Below are 23361 nucleotides of genomic sequence, written 5' to 3'. Positions count from 1 at the left end.
ATTCCTGAGAAAGAAATAGCAGCCAGGACAGCTAACGTAACGGGTTTAACTGCGGACATCATATGACTCCTGCGTTTTATGATAATGACAAGGCTAAAGTAAGGTACTTTGTTCATAACCATTCAGCTGACACAAACACTGAATTAAGTACCAAATGAAGCCAAAAGTACCAGTCAGATTAAATCCTTCTGGACGTTAAAGGTTTTACGCCAGTCGCTAGGGCTAACACCGAAGCGGTTTTTAAAACTCTGTCGAAATGTGACGACGGAACCGAATCCCGCCATTTGGGCTATTATCTCGATTGAATGCCTGGTTGTTTCTAAGAGTTCCTGGCTACGGTGTAGACGTTCAGTTTCCAGCCACTCACCCACCGACACGCCTGTCGCTTGTTGAAAATGACGCGTTAATGTCCTGCGGCTCATATTTGCGAAACTCGCTAATACATCCAGGCTATGCGGCTTATTGAGATTTCGCCGTAGGTAATGAACAGGGCAGCCTGACGGCTGCAAATTGAAAAACACGACCGTCTGCCTGGCCCGTAGTTGCCATACGCTGAGTGGAATATGTATGATCTAACTACATATTTTCCTCAGGACCTTTCTCCATGATGACCCGCAAAAGTATCGATACCGTCCTCCTCTCCGTTGCCGCTGATAAGCTCTCTCAGCGTGAATGGGACTGGATTAAACTGATGAAGCCCATGGATCCGCCTCCGGTAATGGTCGTCGCTGCCATACTGGAGCACCGCAACGATACTGCCGCTCTCACTCGCCTGCAGGATACCGGAGATTAATCTGCCCCATGTTGTCCGGTTTTACCCCTCGCCCACTTAAAAAACTCTTTACAGCCAACCAGTGTTGGACCTCCTTCCTCGATGCCGGCGGCCTGCGCGATATCGAGGTCGAAGCCGTCACAAAAATGCTCGCCTGCGGTACCCGCATCACCGGCGTGAAGGAGTATGGCTGTGATAATCCCGGCTGCCCGCATGTAAAATACATTACCAATACCTGCCACAGTCGCGCCTGTCCCTCCTGCGGGAAAAAGGCCACTGATATCTGGATTGCCGCTCAGCTCAACCGCCTGCCGGACTGCGACTGGATACACCTCGTCTTCACCCTGCCCGACACGCTGTGGCCCCTGTTTGAGGTCAACCGCTGGCTGCTTAATGACCTCTGCCGCCTGGCAGTCGATAACCTGTTGTATGCCGCCAGCAAGCGTGGGCTGGATATCGGCATTTTCTGCGCAATTCATACCTATGGTCGTCGTCTCAACTGGCATCCGCATGTGCACGTCTCCGTCACCTGCGGCGGTATTGATGCGCACGGCAAATGGAAAAAAATCAGCTTCCGGAAGGACACCATGCGCGCCCGCTGGATGTGGAATATCCGTCAGCTGCTGCTGAGCGTCTGGTCTGATGGCATCGCAATACCCCCTTCGCTGTCGCATATCACCACCGAATCACAGTGGCGCAGCCTGGTACTGACCGCCGGAGGCGATTACTGGCATGTGTACATGTCCAAAAAGACGGCGGGTGGCAAAAACACCGTGAAATATCTGGGCCGTTACCTGAAAAAACCGCCGATAGCAGGCTCCCGGCTGGCACACTATGCCGGCGGTGCCACGCTGAGCTTCCGCTACCATGACCACAATACGGGTGAGCAGGCTACAGAGACGCTGACGCAGCGGGAAATCGTGGCACGCCTGAAGCAGCATATCCCGGAGAAGTTCTTTCGGATGGTGCGGTATTTTGGCTTTCTGGCCAACCGGGTGTGTGGAGAAAAGTTGCCAGCGGTCTACAGCGCACTGGGGATGGATAAACCGGAGGCGGTGGCAAAGGTGTGCTACGCGCAGATGAGCAAGCAGTTCCTGCGACGCGACCCGTTTGAATGCGTGTTGTGCGGAGGGAAGATGGTATACCGTCGTGCGGTGGCCGGCCTGAATGTACAGGGGCTGAAAACTCATGCCCGGGAGATCAGTCTGATGAGGTATATCCCGGCCTGATGCAGGAAAGATCCGCCAGTCGGTTGTAAAAAGCACATAAAACGACCTGAAAAAGCACAAATAACAACCATAGTGCAGGATGCAGACTAACCCGGCAACATACAAATCGGATGGTGATTAAATTTTAGTCAGCTTAATCCGGAGCAGAAATGGTTCCAAATTCCTATACGTCAAGCAATTCATTGATTTTGTTGTCCTTCGTGCTTTCAGGCATTGGCCGTTCAATATACTGTGCCTGGCCACCTTCCCGATGTGGAGGTACAACCAGACGGCGTGCCAGCCGATTGGCGACAGAACTGCCATAATGCTGACGTACAAGATACAGGCAGCAATCCAGAGCGGCGGCAGTGCCAGCTGAAGTAATCAGGCGATCATCATCAACATAAAGTGCATTTGTATCCAATTTAACGTCAGGAAAACGGCATAGAAAGTCTTTTTCGAATTCCCAGTGTGTGGAGGCACGTCTGAATTTAAGAAGACCAGCATAAGCCAGCACATAAGTTCCTAGGCAAAGCCCTACCAGTTCAGCGCCGCGTCGATGCGCGATAACGAGGCTATCCAGCAGTGCCTGCCGTGGCCTTATTTCAGGATGATTCCAGAAAGGAACAATAATTAGGTCAGCGTCCAAGAGGGCTTCAAGTCCATTGCTTACATCAAGAGACAGACCATTTTCGGATTTAACCTGACCTGGATTTTCAGCGCATATAACCAGGTCAAACAGCGAAGGATCAGGATAGAGTTTTCCAAACACGGTACATGGGATGGAAAAATGAAACGGACTAAAGCCTTCACTCGCGATAACGGCAACTTTAAGGGCTGGCATGCTTATTCCTTGATTTCAGGATGCGGCTATGACAAGTAAACCCTCTTAAAAAGAGAGAGTTTCACCATCTTGGGGTATCTGAACATGTTTTGATAAACCTTGTTCTGAGCAATACATTCTGAGCTCTTCGCGGCTAAGGATGCAGTGGTTAACAGCTTCCATATGCGAAGCGATAAGGACTGCGTCGGGGAGCAAGTTGTGAGTTCTGACAAAGTCTTCTTTCCCCATTATTATGGCTCCAAGTCCATTGATATTTGCAAATCCGGCGTTCAAGATTACAACGTCAGGTCGATGATTATTCAGGCTATCACTAACAGACTGAACCCAGACTGTGTCTCCTGCGATATATAAAGTTTTTTCAAGCTGATGCTTGAAAATGAGACCACAGGCAGCCCCCAGGACGGCAGCAACCTCCGGAATTTCGTAAGCCACATCGCTACCATGCTGGCCCTGGGTTTTAACTATGGTAATGCCAAAGATATTCGTTGTTTCTTCAAGTACCCGTACGTTAGTGAAATGTTGAGAACGCAGAAGTGTGGCGTCCATTTCGTTTTGGGTAAATATCAACTGCTGTTTATCGATTAGGCGGGACGCTGCATCATCCCAGTGATCTATATGGGTGTGCGTAACGATTATGATGTCGGTGCGCAGTATTTCTTCTAAAGGCATCGGCAGATCAACGAGGGGGTTACGCATATCGGAACGCGGGGTGTCTGGAAAACCTTCCCATGAACCTTTTTCAGAAAGCATTGGGTCAATCAGGAAGCTTAATCCTGCATATTCGATTTTAAGAGTGGCGTTACGCACCTGAGTTATTTTCACAAAATCTTCCTAAGTACTTGTTAATAAATGAATTTTACTACCGCATTGCTCCGGCAGGAATGAGAGCATTTACTTGCCTTCATCATCATCATTATAAAACGCCCTTACTGACCAACGAGGTGGCTTGGGGTCATTTATCGATGTCATTGGGTCAAACAAAGATTATCCACTGAAGTGACCACGCTTCTCACTTTGTGTAAAACATTATGATCATCAACTCCTCACAACCCGACAGGTTATTTATGCCCCCTTAAATATATCAAACATGAATAGCAAAGAAGGCGATTTGGTTACATTTAATTATATCAAGCCAATGTATATGATCTAGGCCACAAATAAGCACGACCTAAGACACCCAATAATCTGAAATTCAGATTGGGCAATCCGAATAAGCTATTGCAAAATTAGCGACGATTCTTTAAATATTTAGATGGCCTATTATTCATTAAATAATTCTTTATTTCATTTGAGCAATAAGCTAAACGAATGGATTCATCTTTTTATCTCAAAAGCGTACAGACATAAGATTTAATTATATCTTGAGCTTTAAAGTTATTTTGCATGAGGATTTATGACATTAAGCTATGAAAGTTCTCTAAGAAATTTTTCTGAAATTTTCCATCTTTCAAAAGAAGAAACGACCAAGGGTATTGATTTTATACCGGGGGGATTTAGCCGGCGTACTTTCAGTTATGGGCCTCATGCAGTATTTGCAAGTAAAGGTGACGCTCAATACATATGGACAATAGAAGGCAAAAGACTTCTTGACCTGAACAATAATTTTTCTACAAACGTAATCGGGCATAATCACCCTAAAATTGTGAGTAAATTACATGAAGTTATTAAGGATGGTTTTTCATTTGGTAACCCAACATATCATGAATTAGCTTTAGCGAAAGAACTTTGCACTCGTATTGAATCAGTTGAAAGAGTAAAATTTTTCTGTTCAGCCAGTGAAGCTTGTCTTGCATCCATTAGAATCGCGCGTGGATATACAGGGAAAAGGAAAATCGCAAAGTTTGAAGGAGGATACCATGGATTTGCCGATGACCTGGCAATTTCAGCACACCCCAATCCCGAGAGCTATCCTGGCCCATCCAGCAACCCAAAATCGATGCCGGATTCTGATGGTATTCCGGTTTACAAAATCGAACACGTAGTTACTCTGGTCCAGAATGATTATATTGCGTGTGAAAAAATCATACGTAACAACGCAGCAGATCTGGCTTGTATAATTTTAGAACTCCAGTCCTGTGCGGGTGGCATCGTTGAACTGGAAAAGGAATTTGTAAATAATATTAGTAAACTTGCTCGTGAACTTGATATTGTTCTTATATTTGATGAAACTATCACTTTACGTGCGGCTTATGGTGGACTACAGAGTCTGTACGGCGTTAAACCCGATCTAACTGTACTGGGAAAAATGATCGGGGGTGGATTACCTATTGGAGCAGTAGGGGGCTCAAAAAAGATATTTGATGTCGTTGAAAATAATCAAGTAAGTATTTCTGGTACTCACCATGGCCATCCTTTAGCAGCAGCTGCAGGGAATGCATGCCTTGAAATAATGGACCATAATGCTTATGAAAATCTTAATGCCATGGCGAAGCGTATCAAAAATGAGCTTAACAGCTGGGCATATGCAAAAGGATATGCCTTTATTGTTTTCGGGTCTTTCTCTGTATTAGGATATGCCTTTACGAAAGAACTTGGACAAAAGATTACAACACATCGGGACTACTGGTACAAAATTGATGACTTGAGCATGAAAATATACGCACTCGAAATGGCTACGAGAGGGTACTTTCCTGTTCATCGAGGTCAAATAGGTTTAACATTACCGATGACAGATGAAGATATAGAGGGGTATATCTCGTCAACAAAAGATATCATAACGTCAATTTATAATAAATAATCATAACGTAAGCTGGAAGCAATACTTATGCATTCCAGCTTATGTTTTAAATATATACTTCCTATTTTTGCTGATATAGGAAGCATAGGCTTACAGTTTGTCTATAAACTAATATTCGACAACTTGCCCATCGTCGGGAACAACCACTCGATCTGCCAATTTATTTTCTTTTATATATGCGCGCATATCCGCACGAGAAACTGTCATATGATTAACTGCGTCCATATGCACGGTGATGATCTTGGCTTTTGGCATCATATCATATGCGTGACGAACATCTGCTTTACCCATAATGATACCATCATCAGGAAAATCTAAAACTCGCGCATCGCCTGTATTTAATACAATTACATCTGGTTTATACCGTACCAGAGCTTTGTTAACATCCGCGTTCCAAACAGTATCACCTGCAAAGTAGACAGATTTATGCCCCTTGGCCTGGAATACCATCCCCATGGCTTCGCCGAGAAATTCACTCATACCACTTTTTGCATACATATCTGACGTACCATGAGCACCATGAGTCTTGGTCACGGTTACATCGCCGAAGTGTATGGTTTCGTTCAGGACCTGTACATTGGTAAATCCTTGACTGCGAATAAGTTCTGCATCGGCCTGATGCTGGGCGATGATAGGCATATTCTTAGGTAGAAGTTTTTGAGCTGCAGGATCCCAGTGGTCCATATGAGTATGCGTTATTAAAATAGCTTCGACACCTTTATAAGTGTCTTCTACCTTCATTGGCAACTCAACCATTGGGTTTCTGTACTGACTATTATGAGTACCCTCGAACCCCGGATATTCTCCCTTTTTAGCTAACATCGGGTCGATGAGGAATGTTTTATCAGCAATCTCAATTCTACCGGTAGCATTACGGATATGCTGATAATGATCTGCTGCGAAAGCTGTGGATACTAATGAAGCACTTAAAAATAATGCGGATACAATTTTATTGAGTTTCATGCCTTCACCAATCTGTTTTGAATATGATTAGAGTGTAGCAGTGAAAATGGATGTGTACAGATGTTTCCGGGCTAATGAGCGATTGAATTGGGCCATTTAATGTGTTTAAGCCTAACGCTTGATACAGATAGCTTTATAATCTCTGGCAATGAATAATAAAACAAAAGACTTGTAATTAATCATGCAAATAACTTGTAAACTGCTTTTATGTTATTTGATAAATAATGCGCAGCATAAAGGCAGATTTAAACATTATTATATGGCCATACCTAAGCCTACAATATTTTCAGCTATAATGATAACAACACAACCAAGGCTCAGTACCCTGACGGGGCGCCGACCAACGTTTGTCCATCCTTTAAGTAGTAGACTAACAAAATCTCCACATAGGACATAAAAACTCATATATAGCATCCAGCTAACGTAGTCATATTGAACAGGAATACTGGCATGGCCCCAAGCGTAAAAGAAGAACTGTAGGTACCACATAATACCGCCAAGGGCAGACAAAAGAACATTGGTTACAATCAGCGATTTCGGGAGGGAGAAATCTTTTTTTTACTGAAATATAATGAGATTTAAACATGCGTATCATGCAATAACCCAGATTAATAATTGCCCCTCCAGCCATAATAACAACGTAGCTCGGTAGAGCTGCGTACAGAGGATCATTACCAGATTCAGTAGCTATTCTGTGCATCGGAACAGCTGCATTAATTGCAAAAGACATCCCCGCAGAAAAAATGCCATACATTAAAGCCAGTAAAAGTCCTTTTTTCAAATTGAAATATTCAACTTCAATGCCCATTTTACACTCTTTCAACTGACCAGCACGAGTTACAATTGCAACTCCCACAAGGGCTACCAAAACGCCGATCAAGGTCAGTTGGCCTCCTTGAGTACTAATAAGAATATGGAAATCACCCTTTATAATAGGTGTCATTTGTGTCCATACGACCAGAGTAATACCTATAGCGATACCAATACCCATCGACATGCCTAGATATCGCATAGTTAAACCGTAGTTAATGTTCCCCCCACATAGCACCGAACAAAAAAACTGGTCAAACCTCAGCCCCCTAAATTGAAGATCCGTTTCCAGGGGTTTTCGGATCTCAGGAGGAATGCAGAAGGATTTATGCCGATAATGCACTAATGAGAGATGATTGTTGCAAAAATCAGATATTTGTTTAAATAGTAAAATTAGCGGATAATAATTAACTTTACAGCAACAATAATAGCTGAACGGCATTCTCGCGCCGTTCAGCCAGACTGGTCAGGAGTGATTAAATCTTGCCACGACGGAACCACTAATCCCGAGTTCCTGTTTCCAGCTGGTAGTCACCCAGCCCGACAGAGGGTCTTCATCACTTGCATGCCACGAAGTACTGAAAGGCTGTCCGTCGGGATCGCTCAGCATGTGAAGGGATCCAAAGACATTGTTCCGGACAAGCAGGGAGTAAAATCCTCCATCATTATCCCATACCTGATAGATTCCACAGTTATTGATCCTGACTGGCATAAGGCCATCGAGATCACTCTTCATATCCAGTATGATCCCCAGTTCCGCAAACCTTTCTGCGTGGTAGCTCATCTCACGTAGCTCGCTTCCCAGATGGGTTCCGAAGAAAATCAGCGTATAGTCTTCGTTGTCGGCAGTCATCTCCCTTAAATGCTTCAGCAGTTCATATTCGTCGCGGACGTTGATTGTCCGGAGGGGCTGCAGCTGACTCAGTCCATGGTAAACATCACCAAGCAGATTCTGTTTAATGGCAGAAACAGGTGTCAGTATTACCGAATTAGTGCTCCTGATCCCACGGGCTAAGATATTTTTGGACATGCCTCCGTTAACTGACCTGGCTGTCCACGCTATCTCCCCGCTGTTTGATGTACTGTAAGAAAATCGTGAAAGCAGTGCATCCCGGGCAAGCATTAAGGGTAGTTCACGGGTAAGAGTAAGATCGGTATTTTTCAGCAGCTCAGTATCAATCTCAGCGTTAAGAAGCTCTGAATGCATGCTCCGGCTGAAAGCCTGAATATAGGCATCGAGGGTTTCATTGAAACAAACAATCTTCTCTTTAAAGGCTTTATCAGACATTAAATATCCATCCGAGGGACTGTCTTCACGGCGTTTAAAACCCTGGAGTTGATAAATAATCTGCTCCTTCTGATGATAAGTAAACAGGTTGTCGTTCAGTGCCATCCTTACACGCTGGGTGACAGGCAGGAACTTAGCGGAAAGATAAAAAGCGATATCTGCATAACTGGCGTAAATATTCCTGACATCTTCATAGGTTCCCATATAGATACGTCCTGATATGATCTCAGTTTCATTAAATGATGAAAACGCCTTTACGAGATCAGACATCGTCTTGTACCAGGAATCCTCACTGTCGCACGGACGACATTCCAGCCTGATAATAATGTCAATAATATCAGCCGAAGAAGTTAACGACGTCGTCATAAGATCATGCGCACCTGTCGGATAGACAGGTTGAGAAGTAAGTAGTCGTGTTATAACATTGTTCAGACGTACATTTTTTTTCTGCTGAACATGCGAAAGAATATATCCGGCAGTGAGCAGTCGAATATCTGTCAGTGCATTGAAAAAAATGATTGCCTGTGCAGCTTTTTCTGAATATGCATTTCCTCTGAGGATGGCCTGCCAGGCCGGTTTGTCAGAGGCCTGTGTAAGATACGACGGCGTCAGGAAAAAGCTGTGCCAGCGGTATTGTTCAAAGTGCTGTTCAAACCGATTCCGGCTGAACCAGAGTAAAAGCATATCCGTACTGTGATCTGAGGCATAGCGGTCGTCTGACATCACAGCCGCCATGACTATCCGCGCTGTCTCATAAAGATGATAAAGCAGTTCGGCCGAGTCATCATCAAACCGGTTCTCGCCACGGCCCTTAATACGTCGCCACATGTACCAGCTTTCCCATTCACCTATAAAATCTTTGACAACTTCCCTGTGACGCTGCTCCTGACTGACCGACAGAGTTTCTGCATACCCTCTTTTCCAGTTGTTCAACACGTACCATACGTAGAAAAGAGATTCCATACACTGCTGAAAATCGACGATTTCACGGCTGTCTGAATCACGATATACAGAGAATGGTACATCAATAATTTTACGGAAATATTCCCCCGTTGTTTCCAGTGACTTTACCACCTCGTTACTGAAACTGTAAAAATCATGATAGAATGACTGGCTGAATGTAAGTGACATACCTGAACCATGACATTCATCAATATAGTTTCCATCAGCATACCGGAAGCTTTTTTTCAATGTTGTGTATGTATCAATCAGCCGGTCTGTTGCGATGATAAAGGTACTTATATTTTTGTCTTCCAGAGCATCATAAACCTCACCATAAAAATCACGGGTAATGTGTCTGTACTCTTTCCAGTTTATTTTCGGACCTTTTATAAAACATTGTCTGAAAAAGAACGGCCACCACCCAGGGATAATCACGTCTGTTGAGGAAAGTAGTGTTATTTTGTTATCCCTTTTTGCCAGGGACGGCAGAATAACAATCGAGCCATTCTTATCCTGCACAGGTTTCAGCAGGTGTAAAAGAAAATTTAGTGGTCCAAGATACACATCGCTGATTTCGATATGATCCTCAATATGGAATTTAACCGAGCCCATACTTTCTTCGCTTGAGACAGAGTAGGGAAGAATGGTTATTCCCTTTATATAATCCTTACCTATGTGTGAACCAGGATACTGTATCCATGAGTATTTAAGGGAACGCAGAATATGGTTTTCTACAATCTGGGACTGAAAATACTTCAGCATGAGGTGATCGCGTTTCTTTTCATCCAGAATGTTAAGGCTGGTAATAAAGAACCATATCGAAAGTACAATATTGAAAAGCATCCAGATTAAGGCCGTAACCGCAAACGCCGTATCAAGATATTTGTCACCGGCAGATAAAAATAACCCACTTATCAGTATAAAAGCAGCAAGTGATAGCCCACTAAGTCCCGCAAACATATAACCCGAATGCAACTGATAGGCGGTCTGAATGTGGATTCGCGAGGATTTTTTCTGAAAGAGCACGCTGATCAGTCCGACAACAAGCGGGAACACAATCCCGATTATCGTCAGCTGGGCGCCCAGCAGGTTTGACATCCATTCAGGAAGTTTAGTGACGTTTTTCAGGTAATTGGCCGCAAAGCTACTAAATTCAGCACGAAAGCCTATCGCTATGAGGACAGTACTGCCTGCCATAGCCCAGAGCAAAAACATGGCCTTCAGATAATGCGTGGAGCAGTAAATCTGCGCCCTTTCAACAAGGTTCCAGCGATGCTTCTTATATGTCTTATTTCCTTTGAGGGTGCGTTTGAGTTGTGCTCTCACTTTAGTAGTGAGGCGATTAAGCAGTATGCCAGACATAGCGTTCCTGATATGTGGGTGGTCAACCTCTTCATCATACGTCCTGTGAGCAGAGTAGTTCTGTAAAAATCACAATCTTGCATTCTTCCGGTCAGTCCAGAGTTTAGATCCGGAACCGGGAGTTTTCGGATCTCCGGTGAAGGAAAAGAGGCATATTCATTTACGCATATAGAAATGCACCATCCATTCCAAAAATGAATATGAAAAATTTAACCAAAAGAGCATTGCTTAAATTTGAATGGATATATAAATTTGAAACAAACCGAACGCGAACGGTTTGTTTATTTTTTTTAAAACTACGTCAAAGAGGTATTTCCTATGAGCATTAAATCAGCCGTCGAACGAGCCAGGCGGAAGCGCACTTTCTCCAAGAACGCTGGGATGACAGAAAAGCGTGTCACGGTAAGAACAGAGCAGGACCAGCGCGAGCTGGACGCCCTGATCGAAAAACAACTGGCCCGTTTCGTCAAAACAGAACTCTCAGGGGCTGATGAAATGCAGGCCTTTTCGCCTCAGGTTCGTGAAGCTCTGGAGCATGCCCTGCTGCTGAAAGGATCGCCGGACTTCATTACCCCCCATGGTGCCTTCAGCACCTTTATCACCAAACTACTGGAGAATGGTCTGACGTCTGAAGTTGCCCCGGCCGTCGCCATTTATACCCGCGTGTACCCGACCAGCGTGGACTATGTGCTTAAATCAGTGCCGGCAAAGGCGAGCAACTATCTCTGCCGGTATGCCAGCAGCCAGGCCGTGATGAAATGGGCAGAAGAAAACCCCGGCTGGCACGAGAAGATCATCGACAGCCTGAAGGACGGGACCTTTGCCAGATATCTGCGACAGATCCGCGAGGCCATCGGGGCAGCAAACCTCAACTATCGTTTTCTGAAAATGCTGGAGCAGCTCTGTGAGGACGCGGGGGAGCTTTCTCCTGAGCTAAAGCAACAGACCCAGCAGATTCTGAGTCGAGCACCGGAAACGCTTGTGCTTTCCCCCCGTGAGTGGAATGAAGACTGTAATAATCTGCGTACTTTCGTTCTGTTTTTCATGCTCAGGGACCTGGAGACACGCTACGGAGAGAGGGCAAACCCGGACAGAACCTACATCACGCCGTTCTATAACCGTCAGCGTGAGGAGCAAGGCGTAATGAATTCCCAGATCATCACTTTTCATGAATCACAACCTATCGCCCGGAGCTATGACTATGGGGTCTGTATCGGCTGGCGTTACGACAGCTGGGAGCAGTTTTTTTATCAGGTCAGCCACGAGGCTGTCCATCTGCTCAATCCGAAGATCGCCCCGGACGGCATGCTCAGAACCAGTGCCCTTGATGAGGGCATGGCAGTCCGCTATGCCGAAGAAATGCTGGCGAAATACCTGCCATATGTCAGCCGGGCGTTTGTGGAAAGCCCGGTCGGTATGGACAGTCCTTACCATCACGCCTGGGAGGCGGCCAGAAAACTGCCGCATGATCTTCTTGCGCAAATCCGTGCGGAATTTGGCAGCTTCGGTACCATTGATGACCCGGTGCGATTCGCAGAAATGACTGCGCCGTGGCTGACAACAGCAGAAGCCACTCTGCTCAGCAGTGATTTTCGCTACAGCTAAGATCCAGGCCTTCTGAACTGGCACGCCCGGACAATGCATAAGGCCCCAGCAGGGGCCTTTTTTGTACCCCTTCAGTTAATCAGCGTCCTGCGTATGGCGGCCATGACAAGTTCATAGTGAACGGCCGGACTGGTGGCCAGACGCAAACCGCCAGCCCAGCATTCGTCCGAGAAGATCACCGCCTCATTGCCGGTGCGCTGCGCTGGTTGCCGGGTGTCCAGCCAGCGGGTCTGTACTGTCTGACGTTTCTGATTCATGTTTCTGTACCTCTTTCGCTGAGTCACAGCCCTGATTGTGGGGTCACGACACGACAGCCTCCCGGCTATTTTTATTCCTCAAACATGGGGCAGGCTCAGAAAATGCGTTATCCGGGCTGCTCTCCTATCCGGGCGATGATGGATAAAACAAAATAGCACTTTTTGCTAATGACCTTGACGTGCTAATTATAGTAAAATTCAAGAGAGCGATTTTTTTGACTTTTCACCGCATCGGGTATAACATTTCTACTGTGACCCGCTCTGGTCACGTCCAGGTATAAAAAAACTTAGCCATCCTTACACTGAATCCGCATCAGATAGTGCGTCATTCCGGTGAGGGATTTTTGCGCCTTTTTGCCGGGAAAACAGAATGCTGAACGTAAAATAGAGAGATAAGGAGGTAACGCATGAACACAACTTAGACGGCAGTAAAACCAGAGTAGTACATACAGGGTAAGACTTATGCGGCCACTACGGGTGGAAAGCAGGGCACCCTATTTTCATCATCGAACCAGGAGATTGCGATGCGCAATTTTTCAGGAAATCAAACTTTTTATATAAGGATAAATCTTTATGGATTCAAACATTATGGACGTGGTGGCACAAACCCACCCTATTTATAGCATTGGCAGTATTATTTACGACATCATTTACGGGCGTACAGGCGGATTACTGAAGAAAGCCTACACCTGTGGCAAGGCTCGTAACTACCAGCAAATGGTGCTTTGCGGCTTACTGGCGGCAATCAACATCGCATTTGTGGTGGCTATGGCTTTCGCCTTCGCTCCGTGGGTCAAGGCAATAATAGTGGCGAAGTTAGCAGCTTCACCTTTTATTGCGATGACCATAACCGGTGTCGGTTCCAACGCTGTTAACTATGTCTTCGGCTGGATAGTTGACGCTATCAGCCGAAAGGTTCTCTGAGCGAGAGATCCACAGTTTAACAGCTACCCCGGACAGAAATCAACCACCTGACCGGGGCTGAACGCGCGGTGCTTCTGCGGAGCACCGCCGTTTTGTCACGTCTGCCTTCCGGCGAAAGATAAATCGGTGATATCACGGGGCCGCTCCGTAATGTACATCGTGGCGGGGCGGGAAAGAAATGAAATTCCGTGCTAGAACGGATCGTTCTCCAGACCAGAGGCGGTTTCCCATGGCGGAGATACGGAGCCTGAAGGTTCTTTAATCTGCGGGGTATAGTGGTATGCGCTACGCCTGACGGCATCAGTGGAGTATTCAAACCGGGCAGCCCGTATACCGTGAACGCTGACCGAACCGAGATCTATCTCCAGGGATGGTGCCCGGCGATCGTCCTGAAGCGATAGGCCGGAAAGATCATGCCTGTCTGCCCGCGGAGAAAGGGTTTCCTGAGTCGAAATAACCTCTGTAACACAGATATCTGGCTCCCATTCATCTTCGGCATACTGATGGCCATATCTGATTATGCAGTCTTCCTTTGCCGGCAGAGTCATAAAGGCAACACGGGAGGACTTATGGAACAACACAACGTTATACCGTTCCTCCAGATCCGCCCCCGGCAGCTGCACGGAGGGATAAAGGATACCGTCAAGATTAAACCGGGAAGGATCCGCCAGGTATTCAGCTATGACCTGTGTCGGGATATAGCTGAAGTCTTCTTCACCGGGCAGAACCGGAGCGACAATCCTGCTGATAAGTGTGGACAGGAACGCGGCCTGCTCACGTCTTTTTATGTAGTCCGGGTCGAGCAGGCTTCCACTCTCCAGAACACTTTCAAGTGCAGGCAGGTTCAGAAGACGGAGCGGTCGGATAACGTTAAACTTAGCGCACACCACGTTGCAGCCTACCGGTGGACGTATCTCTGAAATAGCCGTATCGACTGAACTGGCGCCATAGAAGACCGAAATTCCTCTGGCGCTCATACGGTTGGCACCGCTGATCTGATGCGGCGGCGGCCCTAACTCTTTGTCCGGTGTCACAAGTATCTGTTCCATCTCATGATGATTACGGCACCACCGGGCACGGTACAGTGACGGGATAGCGGTACCCGGGCCGGCGTGAATAATCACAGGCTTTTTTCCACGGGCGCGCATTGTCTCTACCCCCCGGAATATGCCGTCCAGGGTGGCGCTCACGGCATTATTGATGAAACGTGATTCAGTTTTCAGTGAGGTAACAAAATTTATCCACATGGAATCGAGACGGCCAGTGCTGATCTGACTGCGTTCAGCATAACAGGACTCCCGGGCAAACTCGGTCTCCAGTCCCATCACATCGGAATCAAAATCAGAATGCCTGTATTCGAGCAACTGCTGAATATCGTCAGCAAGCTCACGACTTGTCTGGAGTAAATCCTCAATGAGCTGCACGATTTCCTCCCCCTCACGGAACCACTCATAACCGTCAATATGACGAAGACTGGCATATTCCATATCGTTCGGTTCAGTGGGGGTCCGGTAAAAATGAGCTTCAATGGCTGTTTCTGTCAGGTCACATACCTCCTCCAGGGAGAAACAGGGCTGGACTTCCGCGCAGTAATGACAGGTCTCTAAAGTTCCTTCCTTCTGAATCCTGTGGCGTAAAAATTCTTCGGCAATACAACCAGCACAAACCCAACTCTCATCTGACTTTTCTGCATTCATAAAAGGGCTATCTCCGAGGTATTACTCTGCTCAGGAAGTGTATCAGACGTAACCTGACTGACATTTCAGAATTAGACAATTTCCGGATCTGCGCGGCGGGAAACCGGAAAAGAATATGACAATTAAGCTACATGCTAAAAATCATACTAGGTATGATATTTTTCGTTAATAACATAATCATATCTGATATGATATTTATCAATTTATGTGTAAATCAAACTAAATATGATTATCAACTTAACCGGACATTATCATACTGAGCGTGCAGGATGGATAAAGAAATAACGTTTTCACTCAGCTACCATCAACTGACAGCAAGAACGGCAGAGGTGATTAAAGTTATCAAAGAACGCAGGGGGCAGACTGCAGATACAAAGCTGGCATGCGTTGAGGCGGTCATACTTCTGTGGTCTGAACTTGCTACTGAAGGCGCATCCGACATCAGACAGGTACAGGATGACATCCGGCTTCTTCAGGAATTCGCAAACGGAATGAAGGCATGACTGACACGGTAAAAGGCCGCCGCCCGTCCCCGCTGCAGCGGCGGGTACTGATTGTGCTGGCCGCCCTCGGTGCGAAACGTCCGGGACCGGTGGCGACAAGAGATATTGAGCGGGTGCTGGAGCAGGGAGGTTCGGCCCCGGTGTACGGGCCGAATCTCCGCGCCTCCTGCCGGCGCATGGAAGCCGCGGGCTGGCTGCGCACCTTGCGCGCCCCGAACATGCAGCTGGCCGTTGAGCTGACGGACGCTGGCCGTACGGTGGCCGCCCCGCTTCTCGCTGACGAACAGGCTCGCGTCCTGGCGGAGCAGCGAGCAACGGCGGTCCGGGTTCTGCCCCTGTTCCCGCGCAGCCAGGCAGAGGAAACTGATGACCGCCCGGTGGAGCTCGACGGTCGCTGGCACCTGGCGTGCCGGGGCGACTACGTTATCCGTCTTGACGGTACCACCTGCCTGCAACTGTGGAGCGCGGCCGGGCAGGTTACGCGCCTGGAAGGTGATCCCCTGCAGGTCGCCGCCTGGCTGCAGGCCTGCCACGATGCGGGGATTGCGGTCCGGATACAGGTTAATGAAAGCACCACGCCGGAGGCGGGTATACCGGACGGTACCGCGCCGGCGGACCTGACCGGCACCTGGTACCGCCAGCTGGACGCCGCGTTGCAGGCGCTGGGGATCACCGGTCTGACTGAGGATATTCGACAGGCTGTGGTCAGTCCTGAAGCGGCCCTCCGGGCGCTGCGTGCACCGGCGCGCCTGCTGCACGTTCTGCGCGACGCAGACCCGCTCACGGCTGCCGGCTATGAAAAAGACACGGAGGCCGCACTGACTGACCTGCTGGCACGCGCGGGGTTCACCGGCGATCAGGTGCAGGAGATGCAGCTGCACCGCATCCGCTGGCCGCAGATGAGTGAAGAAGAGTTCGCGAGATCCCTTCGGAAAAGTGATATCAATGAGGAAACAGAATGACGCCAGAAATAAAACGCGTTCTGCGTAAAGTGCCATTAATAAAGCATCTGCCGGCACTCAGGGTGATTTACTCGCGGGCAGAGCTTGACCGCTTAGAAGATGAAGCACGGGACCTTCGCAATGAATATGAACGGCTGGCAACTGCCGGCCCGGCGGTACTTGAGGAATTCAGGAAGGATAACCCCCGCGTAACGAGCGAACTCCATATCCGTGAGCTTATAGCATTCAAGGCATCCAGGCTAAAGCAGGAATTAGGATGGAAAGAAATATGTCTGGACCGGGCCCGGAAGTATTCGGAATGAGCCGGAGCAACCAGCCTCTGGCCACAGGTCCGGGTGAGGGATCAGGATCATGAGTAACATCTCTCCCTCATGCAATATCCATCTGATTGTGACCTGTACTCGCCGCAAAACCGTGGCTGCAGGTGATGCGATTTTTCCGGATGAACGTGACGTGGATAGAGCTTACGGGATCTGGCTGGAAAGACTGACAAAGGCTAGGAGCGCATTGAATCAAATGACTGCTGGCGAACTGTATACTGGCCAGCACTGGAAAAGGGCAGCTGCAGCTGCGGCGCGAAACGGTGCTGAGATGTGGGTGATTTCAGCGGGTCTGGGGCTACTGCATGCCTCTGATCCTGTGGTCCCGTATGAGGCAACGTTTTCCACCATGCCATTCTGCCATCGCACTCACTGGGAACGACTGACAACGCGTCCACCTTCGGAACGACGGTGTACTTCCCTGAGGGCGCTGATGCAGGCGAGGCCTCATGATCGGTTTGTGGTGGCCGCCTCTCCGGTGTACCTGCGCGTCGTTGAAGCAGACCTGCTTGCAGGAAGGGACGCGTTACGTACGCCTGAACAGCTGCATGTTGTCACCTCCAAAGGCTACCTGGGCAGCCTGAAAGACAGTGTCCGGTATACGAACGCAGACATGATGAAAGAGCTGAATACCAACATGACCGGACTGAATGTCAGTTACGCCCTGCAGTTCATTGGTTATGAAAAACTGAACAGCAGTACAGCAGGTGAGGTATATGAATGATCCGGCAGCTCAGTGCCATGCTCCTGCTCGTGGTGACCTTCCCGGCCAGCGCAGATATCAGCGGCCGGATCGTTCGCGTGCTGGACGGGGATACCGTTGAGGTTCTTGATACGGGGAACCGCCTGACGCGCGTTCGTCTTGCCGGCATCGATGCGCCGGAAAAGAACCAGCCCTTTGGCCAGCGCTCCAGGCAGGAACTCACATCAATGGTGGCGCAGCGTAACGTAACCATCACGGGTGAAGAAACGGATCGCTACGGGCGGCGGCTGGGCACCGTGTGGCTTGGCGCGACGGATGTGAATGCCGCGCAGATCCGCAAAGGGCTGGCCTGGGTATACCGGTACCACGAAAAACCGGCCCGGACTGACTACGCTCAGCTGGAAGCCGAAGCCCGCCGTCAGGGTATCGGGCTCTGGTCAGTTCCGGGTCAGACAGAACCCTGGCGCTGGCGGAGCCATCATCAGGAGAGAGGTTCTGTCAGCGACGCCCCCTGATTCCGCACGTTGCCGACCGCCGGGGAAACCGGATGCCAGGTGAATGCCTCAGCAGGCACCGCCCCCTGTCTGGCTGTCATGCCCGCCTCGTCACCACTGAGACTTTCGCGCAGCCAGTCCCGGGCGGCATCCGGCATCAGCACCAGAGGACGACGATCGTGGATATCGAGAAGCCCTTTGTCCGCAGCTGCCGTGACAATGACAAACCCTTCCCCGTCATCCCTCAGCCCAAAAGGCCGCGCACCAATGGCAGCCATGAACACGGGCTGACCGTCCCTGCGGTAAATAAAATACGGCTGTTTTTTGTTCCCCTGGCGCACCCACTCGTACCACCCGTCAGCAAACACTACGGCGCGGCCGCGTTCCCACAGCGGACGAAACATACGTCCCTCAGCTGCTGTTTCAGCACGGGCATTAATCAGGGGCGCTTTGTGCCACCACGGCGGAGAATATCCCCACAGAACAGGATCGAGCTGCAGCTGGTCATTGCTTTCACTGAGCAACAGCACCCGGGTCCCCGGCGCCACGTTGTAGCGTCCGACAGGCTCCGGTACTGCAGAAAACCTGGCATCAACCTCACCGGCCAGATAAGCCAGGTATTCGGCGCGGGTCTGTGACTGAGAAAAACGTCCACACATAAGCGTTTCCTGCCGTTAAAGGGTAAGTATAGGAAAAATGGGATGCATGGATTGTTTAACGGCAACGGCACAACGATCCGGACAGGGGGGCAAAAGCAGGAAGGTACGGGACGTCTAAATAGTGTATTCTTTTTATCAGGTTAAAGGAGACGTGAATGACAGTGAAAAACCAGGAACTTATCGCGGCAGGATTCACCAGTAAGGATATCGAGCGAATCAAACGTCACCAGGCGACGGGGGACTCGCAGGAAAAGGTTCTGAAGGATCTGGCCGGCTATTTCCTGTCGGTAGCCTGGATCACCGGCGGGATGGCCATCATCACCCTGCTCACCGCGTTCTTTGGCAGCGCCAGCCATCTTATCTCCTGCGTGGTTGCCGTCGTCTTTCTGCTGATTGTGCTGCTTCTGGTGATGCCGGTCAGGCTTGGCTATAAATCATGGAAGCTGATGAGATCACATATCAGCGATTCCGGTCATCACGGGTAAGGAGTTCCAGTACCACCTTTGCACTGACCCCCCATCCCAGAACCTTCATCGTCAGTTTGCCCGGAGACATGGTTTCCACCTTGCGGTAATAGTCTCCGGGAAGATAACGGAAAAGACGCCAGGCCTCAGCTTTCCCGGTCAGACCAAACACACCATAAACGCTGGCTGCAAGCGTGGTTGCATTAAAGATCCCCAGGCCGACATCGCGGCTGAAGCCCATAAACTCCGCTACGGACATGGCACCGTCCGCAAGGATCCCCTCTGAAGCAGGTTCATTCAGGAACTGACGGGCAGCCTCCCGTGATACCGTATTAAGGGCATCACCGACCAGAACGGCACCGGCAAGCATACCAGCAGGCGTCATCGTTGCGATCATCACACCGCCAAACACAGCCTGAACGCCGGCGAGAACGACCTTAATCCCGGATATGAAGTATCCGACAATTTTATTCTTCTCTGTTACATACTGAATTTCAGCGTAGATCCGGGCATAACCGGTTTTCAGCATGCGCGACTGTTCAAGCAGGAACTCATTCTCAGCCCTGAGGTTCTTCAGGCAGGCAATGCATTCTTCATCGCTCCTTGCTCTTCTCGCCGCGTCAAACTGTTGCATGACAACATGTCTTATTTCATCCACGAATTTCAGACGGGTCAGTGAATCACTGAGGTGCGTGGCCGCGACGGTATTTGCGGTATTCACAAGCTTACGGGCTTCCAGATTGATCATTGTATCAGCCCACTGACGCCGGCTCTGCCCGGGAAAAAGCGCGATATCCATTACACATTCCTTATCTGTCGTCAGGACGAAATAACATTTATCGACCAGAAGTAGTAATATGTCTTCCCCTCTGGCGTTACCGAAATCAATCCACCCGAGAACCTCACTGTAAACCAGACCGCTACGGTTAGTTACCAGCCATTCATCAGCTGTTCATTCGGCATATCCATGTTTCTGCACAGATTTAAACTTTACCAGAACTTAATGAAATACGTCAGGGCAGGGGAAGAAACTCGAGCTAAGCGGCCATAAACTAGAGCGAAATGTTACTTCGAGTTCATTGCTTTTCTCAGCTTTAGTATCTTTTCCCTGGCGCGTTCCCTGTGTTCATCGCTGATAAGATCCACCGGCTCACCATTAAGGTTAAAACGGTGAGTTCCTTCCACAACCGACATGACATAGCGCGCACTCTGGGTATATCTGACCAGATATTGCTTAATCTGCACCTCAGAGATTGGCAAATCACGCTCTCTGGCATCATTCACCATTGCTTCAGATATCTTGAGGGCCAGCGGCTTGTATTCAGAAAACAACAATGGCCAGAACTGGCTGAGCCTTTCCTGGGTCCTGGTATTTTTCTTGTAATTCCGCCTTGCGCTGCCGCGCAATTTTGCCGGAATATCCTCGCGCATTCCTGGGGGACAATGTAGTTTTTGAACGTCCACTTTCCCTACCTCAACAGGTTCGGCCGGAGCTTTAACCTTAAGCTCTTTCGGCTCAATAATAATGCGCCGACGTTTTTTAATGATAATGGTGGTATCGGCCATGGCTTTACCTCTGCTGGGATCATTCTGCACGGGCAAGTACAGAAGGATTAAGTACCGGTTAAAAGACAACAACTACTCAAATTATAGTCTATTTTCAAAGGGTTAACTATGCCCAAGGCTGAAAATCAAGCAAAAACATGCTCACATTTTATTAGCAATATCAGCTACTTAAAAGGTTGCTCGAGGGTTTACAATATTAGGAATATTCTTTTGCGCAGTGCCGGAAACGGCGGCAAAAATCCTGTGCATCAGCCAACATAAGAACCGGAAAATGACGCTCCTGAATCACGAAACTCGGTACTATCTGGAAGTGACCACGTTGCTCAAAGAAGACATTGATGATTATAACTTCTATTGTCGCAGCAATAATGTGCCCAGCATTACCATATGGCGTTCAGTAAGTTACAGAAGATTTGATGTCGTATGTTCCTGGGAACATCTTGAACATAAAAATCATGAAGTCGTTTGCCACCCACTGTTCGGGCCATGTATAACCGCATACGCAGAAAAGCAGCTGAAAAAAATGATAAACCAGCATGACTGGCGCGGGCCGACCCCTCCTACCCTGGAACTCTCAAAGTGTCGCCAGCTGGTGACCTTCAGGTTGATTCAGAATATAGAATGCGCACGCAAGCTGGCAATCGACAGTTACCTGTTTATTACCTGCCTCATGGAGGAAGTACGAAATCTTCAGGAAGGGGAGCGGATTCTATGATGCGCGTTAGCGCATGTAAGGCGCCAGGAAGAGTTTCATAATAAACAACAGTCAGAGGCGCCGATACCCGGCGCAGCCGGCTACTGTTTTGATAGATTCCGCCAATCTGTCCCTTCACCCTGCAAAGCCATACCCGCTAAAAGCTACGCAGAAGCTGCTGTAAGCGGTCGGAGTGAGCACGTCAAGGGTTTACCCGCTGACGGGCTGTATCTCCGCGTTAGCGCCGTTAGGCGCTTACGAGCGCACTTCTTTTTAACCTCTCGCGATATAACCTCCAGCGACGCAGATGACTAGTTACAACATCCATCATTAAAAGCGATGTTGTTCCGGCCCTTTGGGCCGGGGCGGCCTCGCTTTTCAGTGGTGGGGATGGGCTGTGATGGTTCAGGTGTGCACGGTTCACGTCTTTACGTAAATATTTTGGATGTTGTAACTATTTACTTCTGACTGATGCCCGCCGCGTAGTGGCGGGAGGTACATTTGCTGTTTCCGAACCGGCGTGGACGTAGTCCGCTGCAGGGGCGGACATTATCCCTATTTTCCACAGGAAAGCGGGACTGAATAAGATCCTTTTTTAATTGAATGTTTAAAAAGGGCAAAGGCGCGTAAGCGCTCGTTGGTAAGAAAGAGCCCAGGGCTACCAGAAGATTAAGAAAAACTTGCGGGTAACACTTCCAGTCATTGCCGGTAAGAAGTCCTCTATGTTTGCGGATATTTGTGCATAACTACAGGGACATGACTAGGTTGCATCATCAGGGGGTTTTTCGCCGGTAATGCGTGTCGTAACGGAAGGCTTTATTGATGGTTTTTTAGCCTGTTTTTAAACGCGGGGAAGCACAAAAACCGCCAGCGGCGGTAGAGGAAAAACGTGGAGTGAGCGTTAAGTTAGCCTGGTGGCTCAGCGTCAAAATTGAGCTTGATCTGACGCAAATAATGGTAGACCAGCAACTCGAAATCATCCGGAGTCATACCTGAGACTTCCGGCCGCGTGTTGATCAGCCAGGCGGCAATCTGGAACTGCCGGTCATCGAGCCGGGTAGAACGCGCAATTCTGGAAAGACGCTTCTGTTCTATCGCTCGTTCGCGGCGAACCTTCAGGGCCTGCGCCACTTTCTCGTCAAAAAAGCGCTGTCGGGCCGCTTTTACGGACATCACTTCGCCAGGAGCAAGAATCCCCTCAGCCATCGCGCGCAGACGTTCTTCACGCTCTTTGAACAGCAGATCGAGATTGACCTGGAGGAGTTTGAAAAACTGCTCTGTTAACGTGACATGACGCGGGAGGTATGTTTTTGTATACGGGTCCAGGCGACGCATATACGGCTCGATAAGGCCGTAATTTTCTAACAGATCGAGTGCGCGGCAAATGCGGGAAGGCGTGACCTCTTCACCAGGTATTACCTCACCCCGGGAATCTTTTGGACTTAATGCCTTGCATATCTGTGAACTGTTGAGGGCGACGTTAAACGTGGCAATGTCGCAACCGCTGACCAGCAGAACGGCCAGTGCATCGAGGAGATGCTGGCGTTCCTGTCGGAAATCGCGCTCACGGCCAGCATTTGTGCGCAT

At 48.7% G+C, this 23361-nt stretch carries 21 protein-coding genes and 3 pseudogenes; 12 read left to right on the top strand and 12 right to left on the bottom strand.

Annotated features, from left to right (window positions below):
* Positions 1-173: 173 nt before the first annotated feature.
* Positions 174-488 (bottom strand): annotated as a pseudogene (locus tag RY075_RS23390) (helix-turn-helix domain-containing protein); the annotation flags it as partial.
* Between the two features lie 116 nt (positions 489-604).
* On the opposite strand from RY075_RS23390, the gene RY075_RS23385 reads away from it, so the two are divergent.
* Both RY075_RS23385 and RY075_RS23380 read left to right on the top strand, forming a co-directional pair.
* Complete coding sequence (locus RY075_RS23385) at positions 605-793, top strand: hypothetical protein (RefSeq protein ID WP_338627974.1); 189 nt, start codon at positions 605-607, stop codon at positions 791-793.
* A gap of 8 nt (positions 794-801) precedes the next feature.
* A complete protein-coding gene (locus tag RY075_RS23380) occupies positions 802-2001 on the top strand; it encodes an IS91 family transposase (protein ID WP_338627973.1) in 1200 nt (399 codons plus the stop codon).
* 169 nt (positions 2002-2170) lie between these two features.
* Here RY075_RS23380 and RY075_RS23375 read toward each other — a convergent pair.
* Positions 2171-2824: pseudogene (locus tag RY075_RS23375) on the bottom strand (AraC family transcriptional regulator); the annotation flags it as partial.
* 45 nt (positions 2825-2869) lie between these two features.
* Positions 2870-3646 carry an MBL fold metallo-hydrolase gene (locus tag RY075_RS23370; protein WP_338628783.1) on the bottom strand — a complete coding sequence of 259 codons (777 nt, stop codon included), beginning with the start codon at positions 3644-3646 and terminating at the stop codon, positions 2870-2872.
* 571 nt (positions 3647-4217) lie between these two features.
* Here RY075_RS23370 and RY075_RS23365 point away from each other — a divergent pair.
* Positions 4218-5561, top strand: a complete 1344-nt coding sequence (locus tag RY075_RS23365) for an aminotransferase class III-fold pyridoxal phosphate-dependent enzyme (RefSeq protein ID WP_338628782.1) — start codon at positions 4218-4220, stop codon at positions 5559-5561.
* A gap of 108 nt (positions 5562-5669) precedes the next feature.
* Here the strand turns inward: RY075_RS23365 and RY075_RS23360 are convergent, their stop codons facing one another.
* From RY075_RS23360 to RY075_RS23350, 3 genes and pseudogenes are all read right to left on the bottom strand, one after another.
* A complete protein-coding gene (locus RY075_RS23360; protein ID WP_338628780.1) occupies positions 5670-6524 on the bottom strand; it encodes an MBL fold metallo-hydrolase in 855 nt (284 codons plus the stop codon).
* A gap of 255 nt (positions 6525-6779) precedes the next feature.
* A pseudogene (locus tag RY075_RS23355) lies at positions 6780-7588 on the bottom strand (L-rhamnose/proton symporter RhaT); the annotation flags it as partial.
* Between the two features lie 212 nt (positions 7589-7800).
* Complete coding sequence (locus RY075_RS23350; RefSeq protein ID WP_338628778.1) at positions 7801-10926, bottom strand: hypothetical protein; 3126 nt, start codon at positions 10924-10926, stop codon at positions 7801-7803.
* A gap of 381 nt (positions 10927-11307) precedes the next feature.
* Here RY075_RS23350 and RY075_RS23345 point away from each other — a divergent pair, with 381 nt between their 5' ends.
* A complete protein-coding gene (locus RY075_RS23345) occupies positions 11308-12531 on the top strand; it encodes a hypothetical protein (protein ID WP_338628777.1) in 1224 nt (407 codons plus the stop codon).
* Between the two features lie 71 nt (positions 12532-12602).
* Here RY075_RS23345 and RY075_RS23340 read toward each other — a convergent pair whose 3' ends face one another.
* Positions 12603-12788, bottom strand: a complete 186-nt coding sequence (locus tag RY075_RS23340; RefSeq protein WP_248092708.1) for a hypothetical protein — start codon at positions 12786-12788, stop codon at positions 12603-12605.
* Between the two features lie 573 nt (positions 12789-13361).
* Between RY075_RS23340 and RY075_RS23335 the strand changes: the two genes are divergently transcribed.
* On the top strand, positions 13362-13712 hold the full coding sequence (locus tag RY075_RS23335) for a hypothetical protein (RefSeq protein ID WP_338628775.1): 351 nt from the start codon (positions 13362-13364) through the stop codon (positions 13710-13712).
* Positions 13713-13903: 191 nt separating this feature from the next.
* Here RY075_RS23335 and RY075_RS23330 read toward each other — a convergent pair whose 3' ends face one another.
* Positions 13904-15409 (bottom strand): RES family NAD+ phosphorylase, encoded by a 1506-nt coding sequence (locus RY075_RS23330; RefSeq protein WP_047625043.1) that lies wholly within the window; start codon positions 15407-15409, stop codon positions 13904-13906.
* A 269-nt stretch (positions 15410-15678) separates the two neighbouring features.
* Between RY075_RS23330 and RY075_RS23325 the strand changes: the two genes are divergently transcribed.
* The 5 genes from RY075_RS23325 to RY075_RS23305 are packed head-to-tail and all read left to right on the top strand — an operon-like array spanning position 15679 to position 18412.
* Positions 15679-15912, top strand: coding sequence for a hypothetical protein (locus RY075_RS23325; RefSeq protein ID WP_248092703.1), 234 nt, complete (start codon positions 15679-15681; stop codon positions 15910-15912).
* Positions 15909-16874 (top strand): hypothetical protein, encoded by a 966-nt coding sequence (locus RY075_RS23320; RefSeq protein WP_338628773.1) that lies wholly within the window; start codon positions 15909-15911, stop codon positions 16872-16874. Before RY075_RS23325 ends, RY075_RS23320 begins: the two co-directional genes overlap by 4 nt.
* Positions 16871-17176 (top strand): hypothetical protein, encoded by a 306-nt coding sequence (locus RY075_RS23315; RefSeq protein WP_113228116.1) that lies wholly within the window; start codon positions 16871-16873, stop codon positions 17174-17176. Before RY075_RS23320 ends, RY075_RS23315 begins: the two co-directional genes overlap by 4 nt.
* A 49-nt stretch (positions 17177-17225) precedes the next feature.
* Complete coding sequence (locus RY075_RS23310) at positions 17226-17918, top strand: DUF6884 domain-containing protein (protein WP_338628771.1); 693 nt, start codon at positions 17226-17228, stop codon at positions 17916-17918.
* Positions 17915-18412 (top strand): thermonuclease family protein, encoded by a 498-nt coding sequence (locus RY075_RS23305; RefSeq protein WP_113228114.1) that lies wholly within the window; start codon positions 17915-17917, stop codon positions 18410-18412. The genes RY075_RS23310 and RY075_RS23305 overlap by 4 nt, the downstream gene beginning before the upstream one ends.
* Here the strand turns inward: RY075_RS23305 and RY075_RS23300 are convergent.
* Positions 18379-19050 carry an SOS response-associated peptidase family protein gene (locus RY075_RS23300; protein ID WP_113228113.1) on the bottom strand — a complete coding sequence of 224 codons (672 nt, stop codon included), beginning with the start codon at positions 19048-19050 and terminating at the stop codon, positions 18379-18381. The two genes, RY075_RS23305 and RY075_RS23300, sit on opposite strands and share 34 nt — an antisense overlap.
* Before the next feature lie 155 nt (positions 19051-19205).
* On the opposite strand from RY075_RS23300, the gene RY075_RS23295 reads away from it, so the two are divergent.
* A complete protein-coding gene (locus RY075_RS23295; protein ID WP_047361365.1) occupies positions 19206-19535 on the top strand; it encodes a hypothetical protein in 330 nt (109 codons plus the stop codon).
* Here RY075_RS23295 and RY075_RS23290 read toward each other — a convergent pair.
* Together RY075_RS23290 and RY075_RS23285 are read right to left on the bottom strand one after the other, a co-directional pair.
* On the bottom strand, positions 19510-20313 hold the full coding sequence (locus tag RY075_RS23290; RefSeq protein ID WP_113228071.1) for a DUF4225 domain-containing protein: 804 nt from the start codon (positions 20311-20313) through the stop codon (positions 19510-19512). The genes RY075_RS23295 and RY075_RS23290 overlap by 26 nt on opposite strands.
* A gap of 266 nt (positions 20314-20579) precedes the next feature.
* Positions 20580-21080, bottom strand: a complete 501-nt coding sequence (locus RY075_RS23285) for a ProQ/FinO family protein (RefSeq protein WP_095453880.1) — start codon at positions 21078-21080, stop codon at positions 20580-20582.
* Positions 21081-21351: 271 nt separating this feature from the next.
* On the opposite strand from RY075_RS23285, the gene RY075_RS23280 reads away from it, so the two are divergent.
* Positions 21352-21795 carry a hypothetical protein gene (locus RY075_RS23280; protein ID WP_095453881.1) on the top strand — a complete coding sequence of 148 codons (444 nt, stop codon included), beginning with the start codon at positions 21352-21354 and terminating at the stop codon, positions 21793-21795.
* 885 nt (positions 21796-22680) lie between these two features.
* Here RY075_RS23280 and repA read toward each other — a convergent pair.
* A complete protein-coding gene (gene repA, locus RY075_RS23275; RefSeq protein WP_008455308.1) occupies positions 22681-23361 on the bottom strand; it encodes a plasmid replication initiator RepA in 681 nt (226 codons plus the stop codon).

The sequence above is a fragment of the Enterobacter sp. JJBC genome, from assembly GCF_036936505.1.
Lineage (GTDB): Bacteria > Pseudomonadota > Gammaproteobacteria > Enterobacterales > Enterobacteriaceae > Enterobacter > Enterobacter hormaechei_C.
The sequence above is the reverse complement of the archived record's forward strand: the minus strand, read 5'-3'. Positions and strand labels throughout refer to the sequence as shown.

Bases quoted from the DNA above. Each gene is read 5' to 3' on its own strand.
- RY075_RS23385 (WP_338627974.1), top strand. From the start codon at position 605: ATGATGACCCGCAAAAGTATCGATACCGTCCTCCTCTCCGTTGCCGCT.
- RY075_RS23380 (WP_338627973.1), top strand. From the start codon at position 802: ATGTTGTCCGGTTTTACCCCTCGCCCACTTAAAAAACTCTTTACAGCC.
- RY075_RS23365 (WP_338628782.1), top strand. From the start codon at position 4,218: ATGACATTAAGCTATGAAAGTTCTCTAAGAAATTTTTCTGAAATTTTC.
- RY075_RS23360 (WP_338628780.1), bottom strand. From the start codon at position 6,524: ATGAAACTCAATAAAATTGTATCCGCATTATTTTTAAGTGCTTCATTA.
- RY075_RS23350 (WP_338628778.1), bottom strand. From the start codon at position 10,926: ATGTCTGGCATACTGCTTAATCGCCTCACTACTAAAGTGAGAGCACAA.
- RY075_RS23345 (WP_338628777.1), top strand. From the start codon at position 11,308: ATGACAGAAAAGCGTGTCACGGTAAGAACAGAGCAGGACCAGCGCGAG.
- RY075_RS23340 (WP_248092708.1), bottom strand. From the start codon at position 12,788: ATGAATCAGAAACGTCAGACAGTACAGACCCGCTGGCTGGACACCCGG.
- RY075_RS23335 (WP_338628775.1), top strand. From the start codon at position 13,362: ATGGATTCAAACATTATGGACGTGGTGGCACAAACCCACCCTATTTAT.
- RY075_RS23330 (WP_047625043.1), bottom strand. From the start codon at position 15,409: ATGAATGCAGAAAAGTCAGATGAGAGTTGGGTTTGTGCTGGTTGTATT.
- RY075_RS23325 (WP_248092703.1), top strand. From the start codon at position 15,679: ATGGATAAAGAAATAACGTTTTCACTCAGCTACCATCAACTGACAGCA.
- RY075_RS23320 (WP_338628773.1), top strand. From the start codon at position 15,909: ATGACTGACACGGTAAAAGGCCGCCGCCCGTCCCCGCTGCAGCGGCGG.
- RY075_RS23315 (WP_113228116.1), top strand. From the start codon at position 16,871: ATGACGCCAGAAATAAAACGCGTTCTGCGTAAAGTGCCATTAATAAAG.
- RY075_RS23310 (WP_338628771.1), top strand. From the start codon at position 17,226: ATGAGTAACATCTCTCCCTCATGCAATATCCATCTGATTGTGACCTGT.
- RY075_RS23305 (WP_113228114.1), top strand. From the start codon at position 17,915: ATGATCCGGCAGCTCAGTGCCATGCTCCTGCTCGTGGTGACCTTCCCG.
- RY075_RS23300 (WP_113228113.1), bottom strand. From the start codon at position 19,050: ATGTGTGGACGTTTTTCTCAGTCACAGACCCGCGCCGAATACCTGGCT.
- RY075_RS23295 (WP_047361365.1), top strand. From the start codon at position 19,206: ATGACAGTGAAAAACCAGGAACTTATCGCGGCAGGATTCACCAGTAAG.
- RY075_RS23290 (WP_113228071.1), bottom strand. From the start codon at position 20,313: ATGGATATCGCGCTTTTTCCCGGGCAGAGCCGGCGTCAGTGGGCTGAT.
- RY075_RS23285 (WP_095453880.1), bottom strand. From the start codon at position 21,080: ATGGCCGATACCACCATTATCATTAAAAAACGTCGGCGCATTATTATT.
- RY075_RS23280 (WP_095453881.1), top strand. From the start codon at position 21,352: ATGACGCTCCTGAATCACGAAACTCGGTACTATCTGGAAGTGACCACG.
- repA (WP_008455308.1), bottom strand. From the start codon at position 23,361: ATGCGCACAAATGCTGGCCGTGAGCGCGATTTCCGACAGGAACGCCAG.